At 66.6% G+C, this 21,082-nt stretch carries 18 protein-coding genes and 1 pseudogene; 2 read left to right on the forward strand and 17 right to left on the reverse strand.

All coding sequences use genetic code 11. The features are described 5' to 3' along the window. Positions 1 to 595 precede the first annotated feature (595 nt). The 8 genes and pseudogenes from ACWGPE_RS01700 to ACWGPE_RS01735 form a co-directional block, all read right to left on the reverse strand. On the reverse strand, positions 596 to 1,225 hold the full coding sequence (locus ACWGPE_RS01700) for an HAD-IA family hydrolase (RefSeq protein ID WP_452047967.1): 630 nt from the start codon (positions 1,223 to 1,225) through the stop codon (positions 596 to 598). Beyond that, entirely contained in the window at positions 1,222 to 2,367 is a 1,146-nt protein-coding gene (locus ACWGPE_RS01705) for a glycerate kinase (RefSeq protein WP_452047968.1), read from the reverse strand. Before ACWGPE_RS01705 ends, ACWGPE_RS01700 begins: the two co-directional genes overlap by 4 nt. 63 nt (positions 2,368 to 2,430) lie before the next feature. Next, positions 2,431 to 3,513: a tartrate dehydrogenase gene (locus tag ACWGPE_RS01710; protein WP_275506188.1), complete on the reverse strand. Its 1,083-nt coding sequence runs from the start codon at positions 3,511 to 3,513 to the stop codon at positions 2,431 to 2,433. 54 nt (positions 3,514 to 3,567) lie between these two features. Next, positions 3,568 to 5,549, reverse strand: a pseudogene (locus ACWGPE_RS01715) (ABC transporter ATP-binding protein). Continuing rightward, the gene (locus ACWGPE_RS01720) at positions 5,546 to 6,448 is read right to left on the reverse strand and encodes an ABC transporter permease (protein ID WP_275506185.1); all 903 of its coding nucleotides are present in this window, start codon (positions 6,446 to 6,448) and stop codon (positions 5,546 to 5,548) included. Before ACWGPE_RS01720 ends, ACWGPE_RS01715 begins: the two are co-directional and overlap by 4 nt. Further along, positions 6,445 to 7,413, reverse strand: coding sequence for an ABC transporter permease (locus ACWGPE_RS01725; RefSeq protein ID WP_275506184.1), 969 nt, complete (start codon positions 7,411 to 7,413; stop codon positions 6,445 to 6,447). The genes ACWGPE_RS01720 and ACWGPE_RS01725 overlap by 4 nt, the downstream gene beginning before the upstream one ends. Before the next feature lie 33 nt (positions 7,414 to 7,446). After that, positions 7,447 to 9,147, reverse strand: coding sequence for an ABC transporter substrate-binding protein (locus ACWGPE_RS01730; protein ID WP_275506183.1), 1,701 nt, complete (start codon positions 9,145 to 9,147; stop codon positions 7,447 to 7,449). Between the two features lie 126 nt (positions 9,148 to 9,273). Further along, the gene (locus ACWGPE_RS01735; RefSeq protein ID WP_452047969.1) at positions 9,274 to 11,142 is read right to left on the reverse strand and encodes a prolyl oligopeptidase family serine peptidase; all 1,869 of its coding nucleotides are present in this window, start codon (positions 11,140 to 11,142) and stop codon (positions 9,274 to 9,276) included. Between the two features lie 274 nt (positions 11,143 to 11,416). Here ACWGPE_RS01735 and ACWGPE_RS01740 point away from each other — a divergent pair, with 274 nt between their 5' ends. Beyond that, complete coding sequence (locus ACWGPE_RS01740) at positions 11,417 to 12,052, forward strand: TetR/AcrR family transcriptional regulator (RefSeq protein ID WP_275506181.1); 636 nt, start codon at positions 11,417 to 11,419, stop codon at positions 12,050 to 12,052. Here the strand turns inward: ACWGPE_RS01740 and ACWGPE_RS01745 are convergent. The 7 genes from ACWGPE_RS01745 to ACWGPE_RS01775 form a co-directional block, all read right to left on the reverse strand. Continuing rightward, positions 12,040 to 13,020 carry a M20 family metallopeptidase gene (locus tag ACWGPE_RS01745; RefSeq protein ID WP_376930838.1) on the reverse strand — a complete coding sequence of 327 codons (981 nt, stop codon included), beginning with the start codon at positions 13,018 to 13,020 and terminating at the stop codon, positions 12,040 to 12,042. The two genes, ACWGPE_RS01740 and ACWGPE_RS01745, sit on opposite strands and share 13 nt — an antisense overlap. Positions 13,021 to 13,139: 119 nt before the next feature. Next, entirely contained in the window at positions 13,140 to 14,021 is an 882-nt protein-coding gene (locus ACWGPE_RS01750; RefSeq protein ID WP_452047970.1) for an alpha/beta fold hydrolase, read from the reverse strand. A gap of 132 nt (positions 14,022 to 14,153) precedes the next feature. Then, positions 14,154 to 14,606 carry an HAD family hydrolase gene (locus tag ACWGPE_RS01755; protein ID WP_452047971.1) on the reverse strand — a complete coding sequence of 151 codons (453 nt, stop codon included), beginning with the start codon at positions 14,604 to 14,606 and terminating at the stop codon, positions 14,154 to 14,156. Between the two features lie 410 nt (positions 14,607 to 15,016). Continuing rightward, positions 15,017 to 16,462 (reverse strand): DUF1254 domain-containing protein, encoded by a 1,446-nt coding sequence (locus ACWGPE_RS01760; protein ID WP_452047972.1) that lies wholly within the window; start codon positions 16,460 to 16,462, stop codon positions 15,017 to 15,019. A 119-nt stretch (positions 16,463 to 16,581) separates the two neighbouring features. Next, entirely contained in the window at positions 16,582 to 18,390 is a 1,809-nt protein-coding gene (locus ACWGPE_RS01765; RefSeq protein ID WP_452047973.1) for a hypothetical protein, read from the reverse strand. A 108-nt stretch (positions 18,391 to 18,498) separates the two neighbouring features. Further along, positions 18,499 to 18,843, reverse strand: coding sequence for a hypothetical protein (locus tag ACWGPE_RS01770; RefSeq protein WP_452047974.1), 345 nt, complete (start codon positions 18,841 to 18,843; stop codon positions 18,499 to 18,501). Then, positions 18,840 to 19,217 carry a hypothetical protein gene (locus tag ACWGPE_RS01775; RefSeq protein WP_452047975.1) on the reverse strand — a complete coding sequence of 126 codons (378 nt, stop codon included), beginning with the start codon at positions 19,215 to 19,217 and terminating at the stop codon, positions 18,840 to 18,842. The genes ACWGPE_RS01770 and ACWGPE_RS01775 overlap by 4 nt, the downstream gene beginning before the upstream one ends. 175 nt (positions 19,218 to 19,392) lie before the next feature. Here ACWGPE_RS01775 and ACWGPE_RS01780 point away from each other — a divergent pair, with 175 nt between their 5' ends. After that, the gene (locus ACWGPE_RS01780) at positions 19,393 to 19,971 is read left to right on the forward strand and encodes a hypothetical protein (protein ID WP_452047976.1); all 579 of its coding nucleotides are present in this window, start codon (positions 19,393 to 19,395) and stop codon (positions 19,969 to 19,971) included. Positions 19,972 to 20,021: 50 nt separating this feature from the next. On the opposite strand, the gene ACWGPE_RS01785 is transcribed toward ACWGPE_RS01780, so the two are convergent. Further along, positions 20,022 to 20,495, reverse strand: a complete 474-nt coding sequence (locus ACWGPE_RS01785) for a hypothetical protein (RefSeq protein WP_452047977.1) — start codon at positions 20,493 to 20,495, stop codon at positions 20,022 to 20,024. Next, positions 20,492 to 21,049, reverse strand: coding sequence for an RNA polymerase sigma factor (locus tag ACWGPE_RS01790; RefSeq protein ID WP_452047978.1), 558 nt, complete (start codon positions 21,047 to 21,049; stop codon positions 20,492 to 20,494). Before ACWGPE_RS01790 ends, ACWGPE_RS01785 begins: the two co-directional genes overlap by 4 nt. Positions 21,050 to 21,082 lie beyond the last annotated feature (33 nt).

Below are 21,082 nucleotides of genomic sequence, written 5' to 3' on the forward strand. Positions count from 1 at the left end.
CAAGCGATTCGGGACGGCTCGAACACCTTCCCCATTGAGGCCCGCTGAACGCGGCCGTCGACGGAAAAGCGTTGAATACACGTTGAACTCGTCGAGTCCTTGCCCTTCGATAGGACAAGAAACCCCAGATCAACCCCAGATTTCTGGTAGCGAGGGCGGGACTCGAACCCGCGACACCACGGAAACGACGGGGTCTTGCTCGAGCTGCCACTCGCGATCCGGAAACCTCGGTTTTTCTCGGGATGACCCGGGATTCCTTGAGAGAACGGATGCTGTGAGTGCGATGCTACACGGACGAGCTGGGAACGTTTGGGGTCTCCTCGGACCAATATCCGTTGAGTATGCGTGCGCGCATCAGATCGTCGACATGTGCGCCCGCCCAGGCGCGCCTCACATGAAATCGGCGTCGACGAATACCTGACCTCGTGCGTGGCCCCGGTGCCGCATGCGGCTTCCGGCCCCGCCCGCGGCACGCGCCGGGGCTGGGCCGTCCGCATGGGCTGAGCGATCCCCATGAAGTGAGACGAGGTTGCTCAGGCGCCCCGAGACCTCCCCGACTCGATCGCCCGACAGCCGTCACCGCATCGTGACGCGCCTATGCGACGCCAAGCACCTCGTTGGCCAGCGGCGCAAGCGTTCTCTGCTCGGATATCGGGGCCGGGAGGTCACCGCGATCCATGCCGATCCGGTTGTGCCACCAGACCGGCATCCCCACGCCGGCGGCACCCGCAATGTCGAATTTCGAACCCGCGACGAACAGCGTTCGCGCCGGGTCGGTGCCAAGCTCGTCCAGGGCGAGCCGATAGGGCTCCGGCCGTGGCTTGTAGGCGCCGGCCCGTTCCGACGTCACGACGACCTGGAGCGGAGTCCTGAGGAGACGAGCCGCGCGGTGCCCGAGGTCTTCCGAACAGTTGGTGACCGCGCCCAGCCGGACGTGTTGACCGAGCCGGCCGAGGGTCTCTGGTGCATCAGGCCATGGCTCGAGTTCATCCCAGGTGTTGACGAGCATCTGAACCGCAGCCTGCCCGACGCCTTCCTGCTGCGCCGCTTCAGCGACGACGGCCTCGTACGGGCGGTACTCGCCTGCCCCGTAGGTGAGTTCCAGATAACGTTGGCGCCATCGCGCGCCGAGCTCCGCGCTGCCCGCCGCAGCGTTCCACAGCGACCACGAGTCGAGGAGCGCGGTCAGGAGATCGAAGAGTACGGCGTCGTACCGGGGTTTCATGAGTGGATGTCCGTTCGATCGGGCGGAGCCGCGGGAGCAATCGCCACGGCGAGCTTGGCTGCGAGGCGGGACCCGCTGTCGATCAGCCATCGGCGAGGGTCGGAGATCGCCGCTCGGGTCGACCCTGCGGATTCCGTCAACGAGATGGCCAAGGCGAACCCGTCCGTCGCGGCGACGATCCTCCCGGCGACGAGTGCCGTGGGAACGTGAGCACGGCGCGCGATGCCGAGCACTTCGGAGGGCACCTTCCCTGCCAATGACTGCCCGTCGAACTGGCCCTCTCCGGTGATGACGAAGTCAGCGTCGGTGACGGCTTCGGCGAGGCCGATCGCGTCGGCGACCACCGATGCTCCCAATTCCAGGCTGGCGCCCCAGACCATGAGCCCGTAGCCGGTACCGCCGGCGGCCCCAGCACCAGCGGAGTCGTGCGCGACACGGACGCCCGCTTCACCCAGAACGGAGACATAGTGGTCCAACGCTCGTTCGAGGATGTCGACTTCGTCCGCATCGGCACCCTTCTGCGGGCCGAAGACGGCGGCCGCTCCGTGCGGTCCGAGCAGCGGATTGGTGACGTCCGACAGCCCGATCACGCCCCTGCTCGGGACACGGGCAAGGCCTGCGAGATCGGTGGTTCGGAGCCCCATGAGCCCCCGACCGCCGAGACTGATCGGCTGGCCGTCGGCAGTGGTGAATCGTCCGCCGAGGGCCGAAAGCATGCCGGACCCGCCGTCCGTGGATGCGCTCGAGCCGAGGGCGACGAGGACCCGGGTGACCCCCGCATCAAGCGCCGTCGAAATGACCTGACCGAGTCCGAACGTATGGGCATCGAGCGGCGAAAGCGCGTCCATCAGAGTGATGCCGGAAGCACTCGCGAGCTCCACAGCCGCGGTCCCGTCGGGGAGCATGAGCCACGGCGCGTTCATCGCCCTGCCGTCTGGGCCGAAAACTCGGGCGTGCTCCCACGAGGCGCCCGGAATGGCGGTGGCGAGCGCTGCGAGAGTCCCCTCACCGCCATCCGCCATGGGTTTGAGCACGAGCTCGTCTTCCGGGCGTCGGGTCTTCCAGCCGGCCGCGATCAGCTTCGCGGCTTCGTCCGCACCGACAGTTCCCTTGAACGAGTCGGGCGCTACCACCACCTTCATCAGGCGTGCCCGACCGGCCGCACCGGTAGGGAGTACTGACGGGGAAGGGAGAACACGTGGAACCTACCCCTCGATCGCCTCGGCGATCTCGCTGCCGAGTCGAACCGTCGTGCCCCGACCTCCGAGATCCGGGGTGAGCATCGAGTCGTCGGAGATCTCGAGCACGGCTTCGATCGCGGCGACGATAGCGTCGCCTGCTTCGGGGTGGCCGAGGTGGTCGAGCATCATGGCGCCTGCCCAGATCTGGCCGATGGGGTTCGCGATGCCACGGCCGGCGATGTCGGGTGCTGACCCGTGGACCGGCTCGAAGAGGCTCGGGAAGGTGCGCTCGGGGTTGATGTTTGCGCTCGGTGCGATGCCGATCGTTCCGGTGCAGGCCGGTCCGAGGTCGGACAGGATGTCGCCGAAGAGGTTGCTCGCCACGACGACGTCGAACCAGTCGGGATGAAGGACGAAGTTCGCCGCGAGGATGTCGATGTGGTACTGATCACGGTCGATGTCGGGGTGCTCCTCGCCGACGGCTGCGAATCGTTCGTCCCAGTAAGGCATCGAGATCGTGATCCCGTTGCTCTTGGTGGCGGAGGTGATGTGCTTCTTCGGTCGACGGTCAGCGAGGTCGTATGCGTAGCGCAGCACCCGGTCGACGCCGGTGCGAGTCATGACGGTCTGCTGCATCACGACCTCACGGTCGGTTCCGTCGAAGATTCGGCCACCGATCGCGGAGTACTCCCCCTCAGTGTTCTCGCGGACGACGACGAAGTCGATGTCGCCCGGCCCGCGACCGACGAGGGGCGACTCGATGCCGGGCATCAGCCGGCAGGGCCGCAGACTGATGTACTGGTCGAAGGTGCGGCGGAACTGGATGAGGCTTCCCCACAGCGAGACGTGGTCCGGGACGACGTCGGGCCAGCCGACGGCACCGAAGAAGATGGCGTCGAATCCGCGCAACGTCTCGAACCAGTCGTCCGGCAGCATCTGCCCGTGCTGCTGCCAGTACGGTGCAGAGGCGAAGTCGAACCATTCGTACTCCAGCGGGATGCCGAAGCGCTTCGCGGCGGCGTCGAGGGCGCGGATCCCTTCGGGGACCACCTCGGTGCCGATGCCGTCGCCGGGGATCACGGCGATGCGGTGGGCGCGTTCAGTCATGGAGAGTTCCTGTCTTCGTCGGTGTGCGGAGCGGCTCGGTGGACGGGCGCGGACCTAGACGGCGGCCCGCTCCTCCGGGTAGTGGCAGGCGACGCGTTGTCCGTCGCCGAGCCCGGCGAGCGGCGGCTCGACGGCCGCGCAGAGCTCGGTCGCCTTCCAGCACCGGGTGCGGAAGCGGCATCCGGACGGCGGGTCGACCGGGCTCGGTACGTCGCCGCCGAGAACGATCCGCTGCCGACCGCGCTCGACCCTGGGGTCGGGGACCGGGATCGCGGACAGCAGCGCTTGGGTGTACGGATGCTTCGCGTGATCGAACAACTGATCCACCGGGGCTTCCTCGACGAGCTTGCCGAGGTACATCACGCCGACTCGGTCGCTGAGGTGCCTGACCACCGAGAGGTCGTGCGCGATGAAGAGGTAGCCCAGGCCGAGGTCTCGCTGGAGGTCATCGAGCAGGTTCAGCACACCGGCCTGGACGCTGACGTCGAGCGCGCTCACGGGCTCATCGAGGACGATGAGCGACGGCTCGACGGCGAGGGCCCGGGCGATGCCGATGCGCTGACGCTGACCGCCCGAGAACTCGTGCGGGAATCGGCTGCCATGCCGAGGGTCGAGCCCGACCTGCTCGAGCAGTTCGTTGATCCGGGCCGCCCGGTCGGTCCGGTGCAGTCCGTGGATCTCGAGCGGCTCGCTGAGCGTCGCACGCACCGTCTTTCGGGGGTTCAGCGACGCGTAGGGGTCTTGGAAGACGAACTGGACGCGTCGCCTCAGGCTGCGAAGCGCCGAGCCTCCGATCGACGTGATGTCCTCGCCATCGAGGGCGATGGTGCCGGCGGTGGCGGTCTGCAGGCGGGCGACGGTTCGGCCGAGTGTCGACTTCCCGCAGCCGGACTCGCCGACGAGTCCGTAGGTCCTGCCGGCAGCGACCTCCAGGCTCACGTCGGAGACCGCTTGGACGATCTCGCCGCCGCGACCGAACAGCCCACCGCCGCCGACCCGGTACTCCTTGACCAGCCCGCCGACTTCGAGTGTCGCTGTCATCGTGCCTCCACCTGCCATTCGCCGACACGCACGCATGCCGCCACATGCCCGTCGCCGACCTCGACCGCCGGTGGCACCGCGACGTCGCAGCGGCCGGCGATCGCGTACCTGCAGCGGGGCGCGAATCGGCAGCCGGGCGGCCAGGCGGTCGATACGGGCGGTTGCCCGGGGATCTGGAACAGCCGCTCGTCGCGGGAACGCCGGTCGAGGCGAGGCAACGAAGCAAGGAGGCCGGCCGTGTAGGGGTGCGCGGTCTCGTAGAAGAGCGGCTCGACCGGGGCGGACTCGACGACCCCACCGGAGTACATCACGAGGACCCGGTCGGCGCTGCCCGCGACGACGCCCAGGTCGTGGGTGATGAGCATGACGGTCGTGCCGGTCCGGGCCTGCACCTCGCGCAGGACGTCGAGGATCTGCGCCTGCACGGTGACGTCGAGGGCGGTCGTCGGCTCATCGGCGATCAGCAGATCGGGCTCGTTCGCGATGCTCATGCCGATCATCACTCGTTGGCGCATGCCGCCCGAGAACTCATGCGGGTAGCGCGCCATCCGCTGGTCCGGGGAGGGGATCCCAACCAGGGTCAGCAGCTCGATCGCGCGGGCACGGCGCGCTTCCCCGCTCATGTCGGGGCGATGCACCCGGACAGCCTCGATGAGCTGGTCACCGACGGTCATCACCGGGTTCAGGGCGGTGAGCGCGTCCTGGAACACGATCGCGATCTGCCGGCCTCGCACCTCGCGAAGCTCGTCCTCGGAGAGCCCGACCAGCTCGCGACCACGGAACCGGATCGAACCGGTCACGACGGCGGCCTTCGGCAGGATCCCCATGATCGCCATCGCGGTCATCGACTTCCCGGAGCCCGACTCCCCCACGATGCCCAGCGTCTCCCCCTCGCGCAGCACGAAGGAGACGTCCTCGACCGTGCGGGCGAGACCGGAATCGGTCGGGAAGCCGATGGAGAGGTGCTCGACCTCGAGCAGGATGTCGGTACTCACAGGTGCTTCCCTTGCGGATCGAGGGCGTCGCGCAGCCCGTCGCCGATGAAGTTGACGGCGAGCACGGTGACCAGGATGAACAGCCCCGGGAAGTAGAGGAGGTACACCTGCGGCGTGCCGACGTACCCGGCGGCCTGGCTGAGCATGGAACCCCAGCTCGTCTGCGGCGACTGCACGCCGAAGCCGAGGAAGCTGAGGGTCGACTCGGCGATGATCGCGGATGCGACGGCGAGGCTCATGCCGACGGCGACCACGCCGGCGAGATTGGGAAGGAGGTGAGCGAGGATGATCCGGAGGTTCGACGCCCCGATTCCGCGGGCGGCCTCGATGAAGTCCTTCTCCCGGAGCGAGAGCACCTGCGCCCGCACCACCCTCGCGATGTACGTCCAGCCGAGTGCGGTGAGCGCGAACACGATCGTGACCGGCGAGGGACCGAGACCTTGCACGATGACCGCGAGCAGCGCGATCGCCGGGACGATGAGGAAGAGGTCGGTGATACGCATGAGGAGCTCACCGACCCAGCCGCCGAGATAGCCGGCGACCGCGCCGAGCGTCGTGCCGACGAGCGTGGACAGCAGGGCGACGAACAGGCCGATCGCGAGGGAGATGCGTCCGGCGTAGAGGATCTCGCTCAGGAAGTCCCGTCCGAGCTCGTCGGTGCCGAGCAGGTGCTCGGCCGACGGCGCTGTCGGCCCGAGCAGCAGATCCTGTTGGCCCTGAGGGTAGGGGGCGATCCAGTCGGCGCCGAAGCACACGATCATGAGCACGAGCAGGACAATCATGCTCCCGAGCGCGAGCCGATGCTTCAGGAAGCGTTGCAGGAGCTGGCGACCCGACCCCTGTTGCACGTCCTGTTCGGCGAGGAGTTCCTCGTTCCCAGCCAATCCGGCCCCGCTCATCGCAGCCTCACTCTCGGGTCCAGTAGTGCGTAGCCGACGTCGGCCAGCAGGTTGCAGATCACGACGGCGATCGCGACGACGATCATCCACGGCAGCAGCACGAAGACGTCGCCGGCGACGAGCGAGTCGAGGAAGAGCCGCCCCATGCCCGGGATCGCGAAGATCTGTTCGGTCACGACGAGCCCGCCGATCAGCACAGCCGCGTCGAGCGCGACGACGGTCACGAAGGGGGCGAGCGAGTTGCGAACAGCGTGCCGCCAGATGATCTGTCGTCGAGGCACGCCCTTCGCGCGTGCGGTCCGCACGTAGTCGCTCGACATGGCATCGAGCATCGCTGCCCGGCCGAATCGGCTCCAGGTCGCGACCAGGGCGATCATGAGCGCCGCGACGGGGAGCACCAGGTGCCTGACGTAGTCGAGGTTGAAGCCCTCTTGCCCCGGCGAGTGCAGTCCGATGAAGTACAGCGGGGGCTCGGCGAGGCCGAACTGCTCCTTCGGCCACACCGCGAAGGTCTGGATGAGGATGAGCCCGAACCAGAAGGCGGGCATGGCGATGCCGAGGTACGCAGTGCCGGTCAGCAGGTTGTCACCGAGCGAGTAGCGCCGGACGGCGGAGTAGACGCTGACGAGGCCCGCGACGACGACCGCGACGAGCAGTCCCCAGAACGCGAGCTGGATGGTCGGCCAGAGCGCCTCGCCGATGAGCTGGAGCACTGGCGAACCGGTTCGCGAGCTCGTACCCCAGTCACCGGTGACGAAGCTCCGCAACCAGAGGAAGTACTGTTCGAGGATGGAGCGGTCGAGCCCGAGTCGCTCGATCTCGCGCGCGACCGCGGTGGGATCCTGCGCCTGCCGAAGCTTCGCGAGCGGATCGAAGGTCGAGCGAACGGCCCAGAAGAGCACGAAAGAGGCCACCAGGATCACCGGGATCGAATACAGCACTCGTCGGATGATGAAGGTGAACAACGTCGTCCTCTCCTGAGCCGTTCCGGTCCGGCGTCAGCCGGCGAGGCCCCAGGCCGCGAGGTTCCAGAACGGGCCCTCGACCGGGTTGATGCTCAGCGGACCGCCGACCTTCTGGTTCCAGAGCAGCACGTTCGGCACGGTGTCGATCGGGATCGACGGCACTTCCTCGGCGATCAGGCGGTCGGCCTCGATCGAGGCCGCGACGCGTGCGTCCTGGTCGAGCTCGTCGTCGACCTGCGCCAGCAGGCCGTCGAGCTCGGGGATGTCGGCGCGGAAGAAGTTGATCCCGGAGTAGCCGTTCGCCTCGCTCGGGATGTTCGTCGAGGTGAACGAGGCGCTGAGCGTGGGCTCCGGGAAGGTGTCCACGATCGCCCACAGGCCCGCCTGGAAGTCGCCCTCCGGTGCGATGGTGCCGAACAGGTCGGCCGGGGTGACCGACTTGATGTCCATCTCGAAACCGGCCTCCTGCAGCTGCGACTGGATGACCTGGACGGTGAGGTCGCGCCGCTTGTTGCCGGCGAGCGTCTCGAGGGTGAACGAGGCGGTCTCGCCGTCCTTCGCCCAGACGCCGTCGGCGTTCTTCTCCCACCCGTCGTCGGTCATGATCTCGTCGACCTGGTCGAGATCCTTCGTGTACTCGGCGAAGTCGTCACCGCCGAACGCGCCGACGATGGGGGTGTTGAAGCTCTGCTGGGCCGAATCGATTCCGAGCTCACCGAACAGCCGCTTCACGATCGCGTCGCGGTCGAGCGAGTACGCGATCGCTGTGCGGACCGCCTTCGAGTCGAACGGAGCGACCGAGTTGTTGAACCAGAGCGCCTCGAGGTTGCCGCTGCGCGCGTCGATCGATGAGCTGATGCCGGGCAGCCCGGCCTCGATCTGCTTCAGCGCGTCGAGCTGCGCCGATGGGTACAGGGCATCGACCTGGCCGCTCTTCAACGCCTGGAACGCGGCGGCGGTGTCGGGCAGGAACATGAAGGTGACCTTGTCGAGGTGCGGCTGCTCGCCCCAGTACTCCTCGTTCGGCACGAGCGTCACGGAGGTGCCGCGGTCCCAGGACTCGATCTTCCAGGGTCCGCCGCTGAAGTCGTACCCGTCCTTCATGATCGCTGCGCGGTCCTTCCCGTCGAGGAGGTGCGAGGGAAGGACGCCGTAGACGCTGAAGAGCGAACGCCAGCCGGCGTACGAGCTGCCGAGGGTCACGATCGCGGTCTGCGGATCGGGCGTCTCGACCGACTCGATGCCGGTGTAGCCGCTCTTGTCGAAGATGTCGTCACCGTCGCGGATCTGCATTGCGGTGTAGGCGAAGTCGGCCGACGTGATGGGCGTGCCATCCGACCACACCGCCTCGGGGTTCAAGCGGTAGGTGATGACCTGCTTGTCGCCCTGCATGACGGCTTCCGGCTCCTCGCTCATGAGGTCGGACGCGACCGGGGTCCAGACGTCGTCGACGAGGCGGGTCTCGAATGCGACGGGCATCGTCGGGACCTGCATGATGTAGCTGCCCCAGATGGAGCCCGCGCAGGTGGCGATCCAGTCGGCGCAGTCGGGCTCCTGCTCGGCACCGATGACGAGCTCGCCGCCGTCCGTGACGGTGAGGTTAGGGGTGTCGGTGGGCTCGGCGCTCGTCGCTGAGCAGGCCGAGACGGAAGCGACGGCGAGCGTCGCGATGAGCACGGCGGCGGCGCGAACCGGCCGACGCCGCTGGGACTGTGAAACCTGAGACCTCTGCATTGGGGAACTCCGTGATCGTGGGGGAAGACGTCCGGTGCCACCACCGGCGAGGGCCGGTGGGTGGTTTGACTATAGGCGCATTGCGGAAGGTTAGCAATGCCCATAGTCAACGTAAGTGACTAAGTGCTATGAACGGGGCGCCGGGGCGATGTCGCGCTTGTTGCCGTCGCTCCAGCGGCGCCCCTCGAGCGCGCGCAGGGCGAGCTCAAGCATGATCCGCTGCTCCGATTCGAGCAGATCGAGACCGGTCGGCTCGTGGCCGCCGTCGAAGATTCGCAGCACGACGTCGCCGCCGCGTTCGGCCAGCTCGTCGACGAACCGTTGCACGCCGACGATCGGTGTCCTGGTGTCGAGCGCGCCTTGGTTGATCCAGGCGGATCCGCGGATCCGATCGACGTAGCTCACCGCGGAGTAACGTGCGACCGCCTCCGGCGGCACCCATGTCTGCCAGACGCCGCGGACCGCAGGATTCATCGCCGCGATCGCCGCCTCCCAGTCGGCGACCGCGACGTGCGCGAACCCGCCTGCGAAGAGCTCCGGAAGCCGGCCGAGACTCAGGAGGGTCAGATGCCCGCCGAACGACGCTCCGGTGATGAAGGTGGAGTGCGGTTGGCCGAGCCCCTGGTCGCGCAGCCAGCCGACCGCAGCGGCGATGTCCTCGATCTCGCGGTCGCCGCCCGATCCCCAGAACCCTTCGCGGAACGCCTGCCCGAATGTCACCGATCCGCGATAGTTGACGGTCGCATAGGCGAAGCCGGCATCGATCCAGGCCTGTGCCGTCGGACTGTATTCGTCCAGGAAGACGAGGTTCGGCCCGCCGTGCACCTCGAGGACCGTGCCGAGCGGTTCGCGCTCCGGCGGGAGGCCGAGCCAGACCTGCACGGGTGTGCCGTCGGCACTCGCGACCATCCGCGAGGTGAACGGCACGCCGGCCGGTGTCGCCGCCGGCGGCAATCCCGCTGTCACGTCGCCGTCGGCATCGATGAGCTCAGCATGGAGGGGCAGATCCCAGGCGGACCGGAGGGCCGTGAGCTCCCCACCGGCGCGGTACCAGGACGCCCATTGAAAGGCGTGCACGTCGGCGACATCCGGGTTGGCGAAGCTCCCGCCCGTGCGGATCACCCGGTGCTCGCCCGAATGCTCGTCGATCTCGACGAGGCGCTGAATGCCGTCCTCGACATGGGCGGCGAGGATGCGCCCGGTGGCCGGGTGCCAGTCGAGCGGGATGACTTCGCCGCGGAGATCCGGCACCGGGTAGTCGGTGCGCGCGCCGCTCACCGGGTCCCAGATCGCCGGACGTGCGTAGCCCGTCTGCTCCGTCGAGACGAGGAGGCGTTCGTCGCCGACCTCAGGTGAGAAGCGCACCGCCCGCACCGGGCCGGCGGGCATGTCGTTCAGCACCGCGACCGGCGCGCCGCTCGCGACCTCGAAGACGCTGACCGCGGCCCGGCGGACGCCCGGGTTGTGATCGGTGGTGTCCATCGAGGCGAGCCGGCCGTCGGCCGACGGCTGGCCGTACCAGGCCTCTGCCGAGGTGCGATGCACGACGGAGGCGTTCCCCCAGGGGCGGGCGGGGATCGCCAGTAGGTGGTAGCCCGCTTCGTCCACGATCGAGGCGAGCACGAGCGAGCCGTCGGCGCTGGCCTCCAGGCCGCGGAGCACGAAGGACTCGCGACCCGGGGTGAGGTCGACTCGTTGCTCGCCGTCGAGGCTCGTCGCGACGAGCGTGCCGACTTCGGAGCCTCCGCCGTCGGCGAGGTCGACGATCCATCCGCTCCCTTCGCCCGCGATGATCGCGCCGACCGCGACCGGGAAGGGCAACTCGTCGCCGGGCGCCTCGCCCGCTCTCCAGAGCCTCGCGAACGACTCGGTTCGCTGGTCCTCGACGACGAGCGCGAGGTCGGGGTCGGACTGGGCCGGGCGGATCGCAAGGGTGTGCTGCACCGCGAATCGCGCACGCATCCGCTGGTCGAGTCGATCGATCGCTTCGGTCATCCACAAGCTCCTTCGCAAGGCGGCATCCGTAATCAGCATGAATGACTATACCGTTGACTTGCAAGCAGGTGCACCATTTTGCGTCGTCAATGTCGTTGACTACGTGGAAGACTCCCGTGTTGTACGGTGGGTGCGGATCCGCACGGGGCGGAGTCGGGCTCTTCCCCGCAACCAGTTCTGATGGAGGACACGCGTGTCAACGGCGAAACCAGTGCAGGCGGCGTCGGCGAGCACGGGCCGGAAGCGACGCGCCCGTGACTCCCTGAGCAGGGACGTGATCGTCGCAGCGGCCGAGGAGATCGCGCTGCGCGAGGGACTCGATCGGCTCACCTTCCAGGCCATCGGCGAGAAGCTCAGCGCGCACCCCACCTCCATCTACCGCCACTTCCGGGACAAGGACGAGCTGATGCTGGTCCTGATCGACACCCTGCGCGCCCGCTCGTACGCCGGGGCGATGGTCGCCACCGACGACTGGGTCGCCGACATTCGCGCGCAGGCGCACCTGATCCACGACCACTACATGCGGTATCCCGAGTTCGCCCTGCAGATGGCAACCCGGCGGCCGACGGACTTCGGCTCCATGGAATTCATGATCGGCGCGCTCCGGCGGGGTGGGTACGGCCCGGAGGAGTCCGCCCTCTACGCTCGCGCCCTGGGCCAACTGGTGCGCTCGGCGACGAGCATCCAGGCGGCGATCGAGGCGCAGCCGGCGGAGATCCGCGAGGCCGACGAGGTCACCTGGGAGATGGATTACCGGAGGCTCGAGGAATCGGACCACCCCAATATCGTCTGGGCCGGGCAGAGCCTTCCCGGCATCCGCGACCCGCGGGCGTGGGAGACCGCACTCGACCTCATGATCGAGAGCATCGTCCGTCGCGCACCCGGCGACGGCGGGGCTCAAGCGACGTGATCTGCCGCGATCGCGTCGATCGTCCCGGCGATCAGAGCGATCCGCTCGAGCATCGAGGCGAGTGAGACCCACTCGTCGATCGCGTGAGCGCCCCCGCCCTTCGGCCCGAGCCCGTCGAGGGTGGACGCGCCGGCCGCGGCCGTGAAGTTGCCATCGGATGCCCCGCCGACAGCGACGTCGCACAGTTCGGACTGCCCCAGCTTCGCGGCCACCGCGCGCGCCACGGCGAGCAGCGTGCGGGAGGCGTTCGGTTCCATCGGCGGCCGGTTGATGCCGCCGTGCAGCACGACGCTCACGTCGGGCGTGTGGGCGGGAAGCGCGAGCAGCCCCTGGTGGACGCGCTCCAGCTCGGCGATCGACCATGCGCGAACGTCGATGCGGAGTTCCGCATGGTCCGGAATGGCGTTCGTGACGGTGCCCGCCCGCGCAACGGTCGGGCTGATCGTCGTGCCGAGGCTCGCGTCGGCGAGCACCGGCAGCGCCAGCACCTGATGCGCGAGCTCGGTCAGGGCATTGCGTCCACGTTCCGGTTCGAGGCCGGCGTGCGCCGCGCGGCCGTGCACCTCGACGCGGTAGATGCTGCCACCCCTTCGCGCGGTCTTCACCGCGCCGTCCAAGCTGGGCTCGAGCACGAGAACGGCGCCACACCGCTTCGCCTCGCGTTCGATGAGCGCTCTCGACGTCAGCGATCCTGTCTCCTCGTCGCTCGTCAGGAGGATCGCGACGTCCTGAGGATCCGCGACGCGCCCGAGCGCCTCCGCCATCACGACGATGCCGGCCTTCATGTCGAAGACGCCGGGTCCGGTGATTCGATCGCCGTCCACGCCGAACGGCCGCTCCGCAGCGGTGCCACACGGCCAGACGGTGTCCACGTGTCCCAGCAACAGCACGGAGGGCGACTCCCCGCCGCGCCACGACAGATGGCGCACGCCGTCGACCTCGACCACCTCTCCCGGAGCGCCGACCACGGGGGCGATCCACGAGTCGATGAGGGCGTGGGCCGCGCCGATCGCGACGGCGTCTCCCGTCGGGGTCTCGATCGAGACGAGCGACCGGAGCCGGTCGAGGGCACGCTCCTCCCCGGCGCTCACGCTGCTCCTTCGCTACCGAGGAACTGGTTCAGCGCCGCGGCGGTCTCGACCGGGGCTTCTTCGGCGAGATAGTGGTCGGCCGAGATCGCCCGGCCCTCGACTCGAGCGGCGAACCCTCGCCAGACCGACAGGACATCGAAGTTGCGGCCGACATAGCTCGCCTCGCCCCAGAGCGCGAGGACGGGCGCATCGACCACTCGACCATCAGCGCGGTCGAGACGGTCATGCTCGAGGTCGGTTCCGGCGGCGGCACGGTAGTCGGCGCAGGATGCGGCGACCGTGGCACTGTCGAAACAGCGTTCGTATTCGTCCATCACCTCAGCCGGGAACACCCCGGGCCGCAGCGCGCGGCCACGGAAGCGACTCTCGAGCCAGGCCCGCGGTTCCGAACCGATCAGCTTCTCAGGCAGCCCCCCGCCCTGGGTGAGGAAGAACCAATGGAAGTAGCTCGTGGCCATCGTTCGGTCGACATGCTCGAACATGTGCAGGGTCGGCACGATGTCCAGTACCGCGAGGGATGTCACCGCGTCAGGGGCGTCGAGCGCGAGCCGATGACCGACCCGTCCGCCACGGTCGTGCCCGACCACCGCGAACCGCTCGAAACCGAGCGACCGCATGAGCGCTAGCTGGTCGGCAGCCATGGCGCGCTTGTCGTAGACCTCACCGGCGGGCTTGGCCGAATCGCCGTAGCCCCGCAGGTCACTCGCGACGACCGTGAAGTGCTCGGCGAGCAAGGGAGCGACGAGACGCCACATCGAGCGCGTCTGCGGGTAGCCGTGCAGAAGCAGCACCGCTGGCCCATCGCCGCTCAGGGTCGCCCCCACGGAGACCGCGCCGTCGACTTCGACGTTCACCCGGTGACCTTCGAACCACACCATCGGCCGCTCCACTCAGCATCGTTGCTTGTCAATGACGTTGACTATAACACTGACTTCGCGCCATTTCGACGGCCCATGCGGCGCCGCTGCGCACCCGACTCGGGCCGGCGGGGAGGAGCTCGCCGGGGACCGCTAGAACACCGGGCGCCGAATCCTTCCGACAATGCACTGCTGCCTTGCCACGACCGGGTGTTCTCCTCGCCGCGAACGAGCCGTGCTCGCCGTCCAGATCCGCCGGGCAGGACTACCGCAACGAGATGCGGCGCAAGTGACGGCACTAGCGCCTCGAAGGTAGGCGACCGCGTCTTCCCAGCCGGTTACGGCACGACATTCGATGCCCATGGCGAGCACGGGGTAGTCGTTGCCCTGCTCGTCGAGACGGTCGCCGACGAAGAGCATGGCGTCGAGCGGGATGCCGGCCTGCTCGGCGAGCCGCGTCATGCCGTGGGCCTTGTCGATGCCGCGGTTCGTGATGTCGGCCGAGGTCGAACCGCCCGAGCGGACCTCGAGGTCGGGCTGCCGCTGCGGCGCGGAGGGCGCCGGCAACGATGCGATCGAGGAGCGGCGGAGTTCCCGCCATCGCATCGACCTCGGCGGACGGACGCTCGACGGAAAAGCGTTGAGTCCTTGCCTTTCGATAGGACAAGAAACCCCAGATCAACCCCAGATTTCTGGTAGCGAGGGCGGGACTCGAACCCGCGACACCACGGAGGCGACGGGGTCCCACTCGAGCCTTCTGCTCGCGCTCCGGAGATCTCGAGTTTTCTTGGTCTGGCCCGGGATTTCTTGAGAGAACGGATGCTACGACGGCGATGCTACTCGGATGAGCTGGGAATGTCTCGACCGTGATCGGGTGGATATTCGTTGAATAAGCGTGCGCGCATCAGATGGTGACCAGCACGCATCCGGGTTCCTTCATTCAGAAGCAACGACCCATGCCGGTAGAGCCTCGTATTCGCGAGCTTCGCCGTAGCAGACTCAACCGTGATCGCGAATCACTCGCTCACGCGAACGATCTCGGGCAGGCGCCACGTGTTGTCGAACCAGGGTTCGAGCGGTCCGTAGAGGCGCAGCACGGGCCACCAGGATTTGCCGGGCAGCGTAGGGATCCAGTTGGACTCCTTGCCCTCGGGAGCGGTCGGCGCGAACCACAGCACGTACGACCCATCGGGTTCGGCCTGGAGACCCTCGCCAAGACTTGACAGCGCCGGGTATGGCGTCGACTGCAGCAGCGACCTGGTCTGCGTGTCGTACAGGTCGAACGCCCAGAAGTTCTTCGCCGGCGGATTCGCGGGGATCGTCAGCGAGTACGTGGCGGCTCCATCGAGCAGTGCGCCGTCGGCGTCTTCAGCGGTGTAGATGTAGGCCGAGCCGGCGCCGACCTGTGCGTTCGCCATCGCCGGTGTGATCACCGTTGCCGCGTAGTGGAACAGAGTGCGTGCGTCGAGGTTGCGTGCACCGTCGTTCAGGAACTCGTAGCTGCCGCCGACGAAGGCGTTCTTCCATGACGACCCGTCCCAACGGTAGGTTTCGGGGTCGCGGGGCTTGTAGAGAATGGCGCGTGCCATGCCCGCGCCGATCCTGGCCGCGTCATCGAGAATTCCACGCAGGCGGTCGTCGGGCGCGAACGGCTTGCCGTGTGCGATACCGAGCGCGGCGAGCGTGCCCGCACGTTCGGGGTCGAGCGCTGCAGCCGGCTCTTCGGCGACGAGTTCTGCGATCTCCTCGAAGAACGAGAAGTCGTTGGAGTGCACGGTGTTGTGCACGGTGTCGGCGACGTTCACGAAGGTGGTCTCGGGGACGGCGTCGGAGTCCGTGAGCCGGTAGACGCGAGCCTGCTTGATGGCGGGCACCCCGCCCAGGGCTCGAATCACCAGGAAGTTCGTGAATGTCGGGCTCTCGTAGGTGTAGTAGCCGTCGGGCCGTTCACCGTCGTATCCCGGAGGCAGGAAGAGGTACTTGCCGCCGGCACCCTTGTCAGGGCCCGCGATGCCCATGTCGGCGACGTAGCGGAACCAGAAGTCGTCGACGACGCACAGCGACTGCGGCGGCACCTCGACGACCGTCGGCCCCCACGCCTTCAAGTCGAGGAACCCCACGCCATACGTGGTCTCGGTGTTCGGCGTGAGCCAGATGGCGCCCGAGTTGAACCTCGGGTCGGTATACCCGATCGTGTCGGGCGAGTCGACGCCGGCGACCCGCAGCCCCTTGCGGAAAGCGACGAGAGAAGCCCCGGGGATCGTGTTCAGGAACGCGTCGATACCGCGAACGAGGTCGAGCCCGTCGAAGATCGTCTGAACCGACTCGGGCTTGGGCACGCCATCGAAGAACTCGAACTCACCGAACGGTGTCGACAAACGGTCGGGGGTCGACAGATGCGACACCTCATCCGCCAACTCGTCCTTCGTCAGCCCCGCCCGTGTGGTTGGCTCGGTCGACATGCGCACTCCCCTCGCTAGTCAGGTCCGGCCATCGTGGCACCGCGGCCACGACTGCGCATCACCAAGATCGCACGAAGGCGACACCCCGCGGCGCGCTCGGTCGGGTAGTTGCGACGCGGCTATTCCGTCTGCTCAACGAACGAATTCTGATCCGGATGAAGGGCCCAGATCGGCCACTCCTCCATCTCCTGCCGTTCTTCGAGAGCGAGTCGCCGCAGGCAGTTATCGACGTCTTCCTGATTGCCGAGAAGGATCGCGCAGGACGCCTCAAGCTGGCGCTCTCGAGGCGGCCGCTCGATCAGGACCTCGCGGCGGAGATCTCGGATCTCCTGACGGTCCGCACTGCCCAGCCCCGTGGTGCGCGAGAGGATCTGCCAACGGTTAATGCGATGAATCGCCGTCGCCCCTTCCTCCTCGATGAGCCACTCGTTGAGCATGGTCGCTGCGCGGGTAAATTCATCCCTCCGCTGGTCGGAGGCGTCCGCAGCGGCGAGTAGCCTGAGTACCTCGTAGTTCGCAAGGCCGGTTGCGTGCGAGAGTTCGGCGATGAGTCTGTATGCGTCGACGACGGCCTCGAGGTGGAGATTCAGAATCTCCGGGAGTTCGGAGGGTGTGACGCCTTCGTAAACCGTCCCGGCAAACTCCTCCTGCTTTCCGTCCTGTTCGCGGTAGACCCGGACTCGGTGACGACTGTCGGGGTCGAACGGATCGACATAACACCAGGTGTCCGGGGCAGACCCGGGCGTCACGAGTAGTTTCAGGGCCCAGCGTCCGACCCGTTCGAGCACCTGGCCGGGTTGCCCATTGATCGCGTAGAGGTCTCGTTTCTTCACGAGCGATGCGTAGATGAACTTCAGCCGCTCATGCTGTGGCTCGTCGATCTCGTCGAGGAGAATCAGATTCGGATCGACGTGAAGCACGTCGAATAGTTCAAGGAGCCGGCCTAGATAGGCGCGGTGGTCACGGAGCTCGTCGAGATGAGCGTGATCGTTCACATCGAATCGAAACCTGGAACCGTTGAAGGTGAGCGGGTGCTGCTCGACGATGCTGAGATAGAAGTCAATGTCTTTCACCCGGTCCGCAAGGTTGCTGACAAGAGTGAGATTCAAGGAGTTCGTTTGGGTTTGCTCGGCAAGCCGGATATGCATCGTCAACCCGTTGGACAGCTTGAGCTCATGCCGTTCAGCGTCGAGCTGCTGCGATCGCGGATTCTCGTAAACAATCCCCCCGCACTCGACGCGAAGGTCGACCTCACGCTCAACATACGACGGAGGCAGGATCGTCAGTTCACCGTCCAATGGGAGCCTCAGCCCGTCCTCGGTTTCAATTTCTAGGGCATATTCGCCTGAGTCAGGTGAGATCACGAGCGGCGCGCTGAAATCGAGCCCCTCTACCGAGTGCACAGTCAGACTCGCCATCTTCTCGAACACTGCGGCGCTGACGTCCGAGGCATCCTTCTGCTTCTGAGTCATCAGTGCAAGGCCGACGAGGCCCTCGAGCTTCTTCGGGTCGCGTGGGACCTCCTTCAGCTGCAGTGTCGGCTTCTTCTGCTTCGCAGGAGTGGAGCGCAGGATGTGATCGATGGCGAACGGCGACAGAATCGCGTAGTACGGGTGGCGGTCTCCGTTTTCGCTGACGAAGACCACGAAGTAAAGGACAGTGCCGTGCTTACGTAGCGTGTCGAGTTCGCCTCGACTGATCGAGTATCTCGGCCTAAGCCGGCGTTTCCCAATGCTGAGGCCCTTGACCTGTACTGGCATCCGCCCGACGAAGTCCGTATTGCTCCGGGCGAGTCCACGGTACATATCAATGTGGCCGTCTGTGATCGGGGTCCTGTCGTTCGTGTCGATGACCGACTTCAAGTGCGGGCACTCGACGATCAGCCCCTCGACGGCGAGGACCGCATGCTTTTCTACGCTGGCGACCACGCCAACAATTCTGCCCGGAATCTATGATTCGAGACCCCAGCAAGCACCTTCTCGTTGTGTCGCCCGGTCGTTGCGCGGCTCGAGAACCTCGGTTGGTCTGCCCGTTGGTCAGCCGACTGTGCAGTGCCCCGGCTCGACAATCGCTTCCATCTGCCCGCCGTTGACCGTGGCCGTCAGGTCGCATTGTCCCTCGATCGAGACCGTCACCTCCCCTGACAAGACGTCCTCGACGACGACACTCTCGCCTGGCCGGAGCACTTCGTCGTAGACCACGGCGCCAGTGCCGTCCAACACCGTCACCGGGAACGCAGCCTGACCGCCGGGGTACTCCGCCGTCACGATCTCGACCCGTACGGACCCGTTCGACGGGCCGGGATCTGCGCAACCCGACATGAACAGGGCGGCCGCCACCATCGCCGCCGTGGGTGACAGAGCCCTGCTGCTCACGTTCATGCGTCGACTGGATCGATGAGGGTAGGCCCGTCCTGCCCGACCCTAGATGGTCGCACCGTGTAGACGTCGAGCTGTTCAGCGAGCCGGAGGGCGGCTTTCACGGCTTCGTCGACCAGCGCGTGGTCGCCAACAAGGGACGGGTCAAGCCACCAGCCCCAGAGGTCGCGGGAGCGGCCGTGGGAATCGGTCGCGGATGGCCCACGAGCGTCGACCAAACTGCTCGGAGTCGGCAGCTTCGCCTCGACGAACACGGGGATCGTTGACTTGGGTGGGATGCTGAATGACGGCCGCCAGTTCGAGGAATCCCCCGCGAGCGCGCCGAGCGCGGCCGCGAGCTCCGCCGGCCGCTCCTTGAGCGTGAACTGACCGCACATGAGGCGAGGGTACCTGTAAACGGTCTCTCAGGGGCTCCAAGGATTCTCAGCCGTTCACGTTTCAGGCTCCCCATTTGTCTGAAATCGGCAATGCGTCTCACTTTTCTTAGGAATGTTGCGATAGGGGTTGCTTCCCGCTTCGATCCAATTCAAGTCCCGAACGAAGGAGTGGGAAATGAAACGAATGACGTCATTACTGTTGGCGACGGCGGCAACCTCGGGGGCACTGATCCTCGGTGGTACAGCACCCGCGTTCGCCGCGGAATCGGCGCACGCGCCCGACACAGGTTCCTGCTGGGTCCAAGTCGACACCAACGAGTCTCTGTGCGTCGACGAGGGTGTCGACCTGGTCGCGGCGGTCGCGAAGGAGAAGGGCGTCAGGATCGTCGCTGAAGACGGAGCGATCATCGCCGGCAAGCCCTACAAGGCGAGCAACGTTTCCGCGTTCGACGTGGGAACACAGGCGAGCTACGTCGTTGGAATCCTCTACGACGATGTGGATTACGGCGGTGGCTCGTTCGTGATGTCCGTGACGAGCTCGGCTGGATGCACCACTGGCACGGCTTACGGGTACACGAGCCTTGTCGGCTGGGGGTGGAACGATAGGGCGTCGTCCTTCCACAGCTACATCGGGTGCAAGAGCGCCGTCTTCGAGAACACCTCATACATCGGCTCGCAATACGGCTACTACATCAACGCGTCCCGTTTCGGCGTCATGAACGATAAAGCCAGCTCCTGGCGAGTGGCTCCGTAGCGACACCAACATGGGCATGGTCACTCACGCCGGAGTGACCATGCCCTGCTTCATGATCCGAGACCGAGGCCACGGCAGAAGGAATCGGCCTCAGCACCCGGCTCAATGGGGAACACAGCGCGCACGCCGTCGAGTCGGGTACACGCTTGAAGCACCGGCACCGTGTACTTGCCCTCCTGGTCCGGGTTCCCACCGAAGACGCCCACCTGCCACGCAGCGGCGCAGAGTTCGACAGCCGACTTAGCAGTCGGCACTCCTTCGCGGACGGCGTCTGCGTCAGTGACCGTAGACATGAGCGAATCGGTCGAAGCGGACTGATAGCAGTAGACCGCAGTCTCTCGAAGCTCCGGGCTGGCCAACGCCACCCAGGCAGCTCCCATCCCCGCGAGAGCAAGCACTCCCGCAGCACCGATCGCACCGACCTTGAGACGCGTCGACCGCTTCCGGTCCCAGGTCTCGACCTTGGACAGCATGCCATCCCTCAGCTGATCGAACTCAGCTTGGGTTGGGGTGAACTTGTTCATTTCCCCTCCCTCACGTACTCGGCTATGTCGTTGCGGAGCGACTGCTTCGCCCTGCTGAGCCGGTTCCGGACTACCGCATGGGACACGTTCAGGTGGTGGGCTGCCTCCTTGTAGGTCAACCCATCGACCACGCAGAGGTGGAAGATGCGCTGATCGAGTGCAGGGAGTTGCGCCACGGCTGCTTCGAGTGTGTCCCTCAGTTCCCCACCTTCGGCAACCAACTGCGGATCCAACTTCGCCGAGGCGGCAGGGGGGAACTCGTCCTCCAGCACGTCCGTCTGGCGCCGCCTTCTTGAGCGCACCGCATTCAGGGCTAGATAGTGAACTGAGACGAGCAGCCAGGGCAACAACGAATCTCCTCGGATCTGGACCCGCTTGCGCTTCTGCCAGAGCAGCAGGAATGTGTCCTGGAGGAGCTCCTCGGCGTCGGGGCGTGAGCCTGAGGTGAGAAACGCCTTCGCGTACACCGGACCCCGGTACCTGTCGAACGCTTCAGCCAGCGCCGCCTTCTCGCCTCGCTTGAGGCGATCAAGTAGTTGCTGGTCCTCGGTCACTGCTGGGCTCCGTTCGTGTGCCGTTACTTGAGA

This window comes from Agromyces sp. NPDC055658 (assembly GCF_053618155.1).

Coding starts and splice junctions, on each gene's coding strand:
- ACWGPE_RS01700 (WP_452047967.1), bottom strand. CDS start 1,225: ATGAAACCCCGGTACGACGCCGTACTCTTCGATCTCCTGACCGCGCTC.
- ACWGPE_RS01705 (WP_452047968.1), bottom strand. CDS start 2,367: ATGAAGGTGGTGGTAGCGCCCGACTCGTTCAAGGGAACTGTCGGTGCG.
- ACWGPE_RS01710 (WP_275506188.1), bottom strand. CDS start 3,513: ATGACTGAACGCGCCCACCGCATCGCCGTGATCCCCGGCGACGGCATC.
- ACWGPE_RS01720 (WP_275506185.1), bottom strand. CDS start 6,448: ATGAGCGGGGCCGGATTGGCTGGGAACGAGGAACTCCTCGCCGAACAG.
- ACWGPE_RS01730 (WP_275506183.1), bottom strand. CDS start 9,147: ATGCAGAGGTCTCAGGTTTCACAGTCCCAGCGGCGTCGGCCGGTTCGC.
- ACWGPE_RS01735 (WP_452047969.1), bottom strand. CDS start 11,142: ATGACCGAAGCGATCGATCGACTCGACCAGCGGATGCGTGCGCGATTC.
- ACWGPE_RS01750 (WP_452047970.1), bottom strand. CDS start 14,021: ATGGTGTGGTTCGAAGGTCACCGGGTGAACGTCGAAGTCGACGGCGCG.
- ACWGPE_RS01755 (WP_452047971.1), bottom strand. CDS start 14,606: ATGCGATGGCGGGAACTCCGCCGCTCCTCGATCGCATCGTTGCCGGCG.
- ACWGPE_RS01760 (WP_452047972.1), bottom strand. CDS start 16,462: ATGTCGACCGAGCCAACCACACGGGCGGGGCTGACGAAGGACGAGTTG.
- ACWGPE_RS01770 (WP_452047974.1), bottom strand. CDS start 18,843: ATGAACGTGAGCAGCAGGGCTCTGTCACCCACGGCGGCGATGGTGGCG.
- ACWGPE_RS01775 (WP_452047975.1), bottom strand. CDS start 19,217: ATGTGCGGTCAGTTCACGCTCAAGGAGCGGCCGGCGGAGCTCGCGGCC.
- ACWGPE_RS01780 (WP_452047976.1), top strand. CDS start 19,393: ATGAAACGAATGACGTCATTACTGTTGGCGACGGCGGCAACCTCGGGG.
- ACWGPE_RS01785 (WP_452047977.1), bottom strand. CDS start 20,495: ATGAACAAGTTCACCCCAACCCAAGCTGAGTTCGATCAGCTGAGGGAT.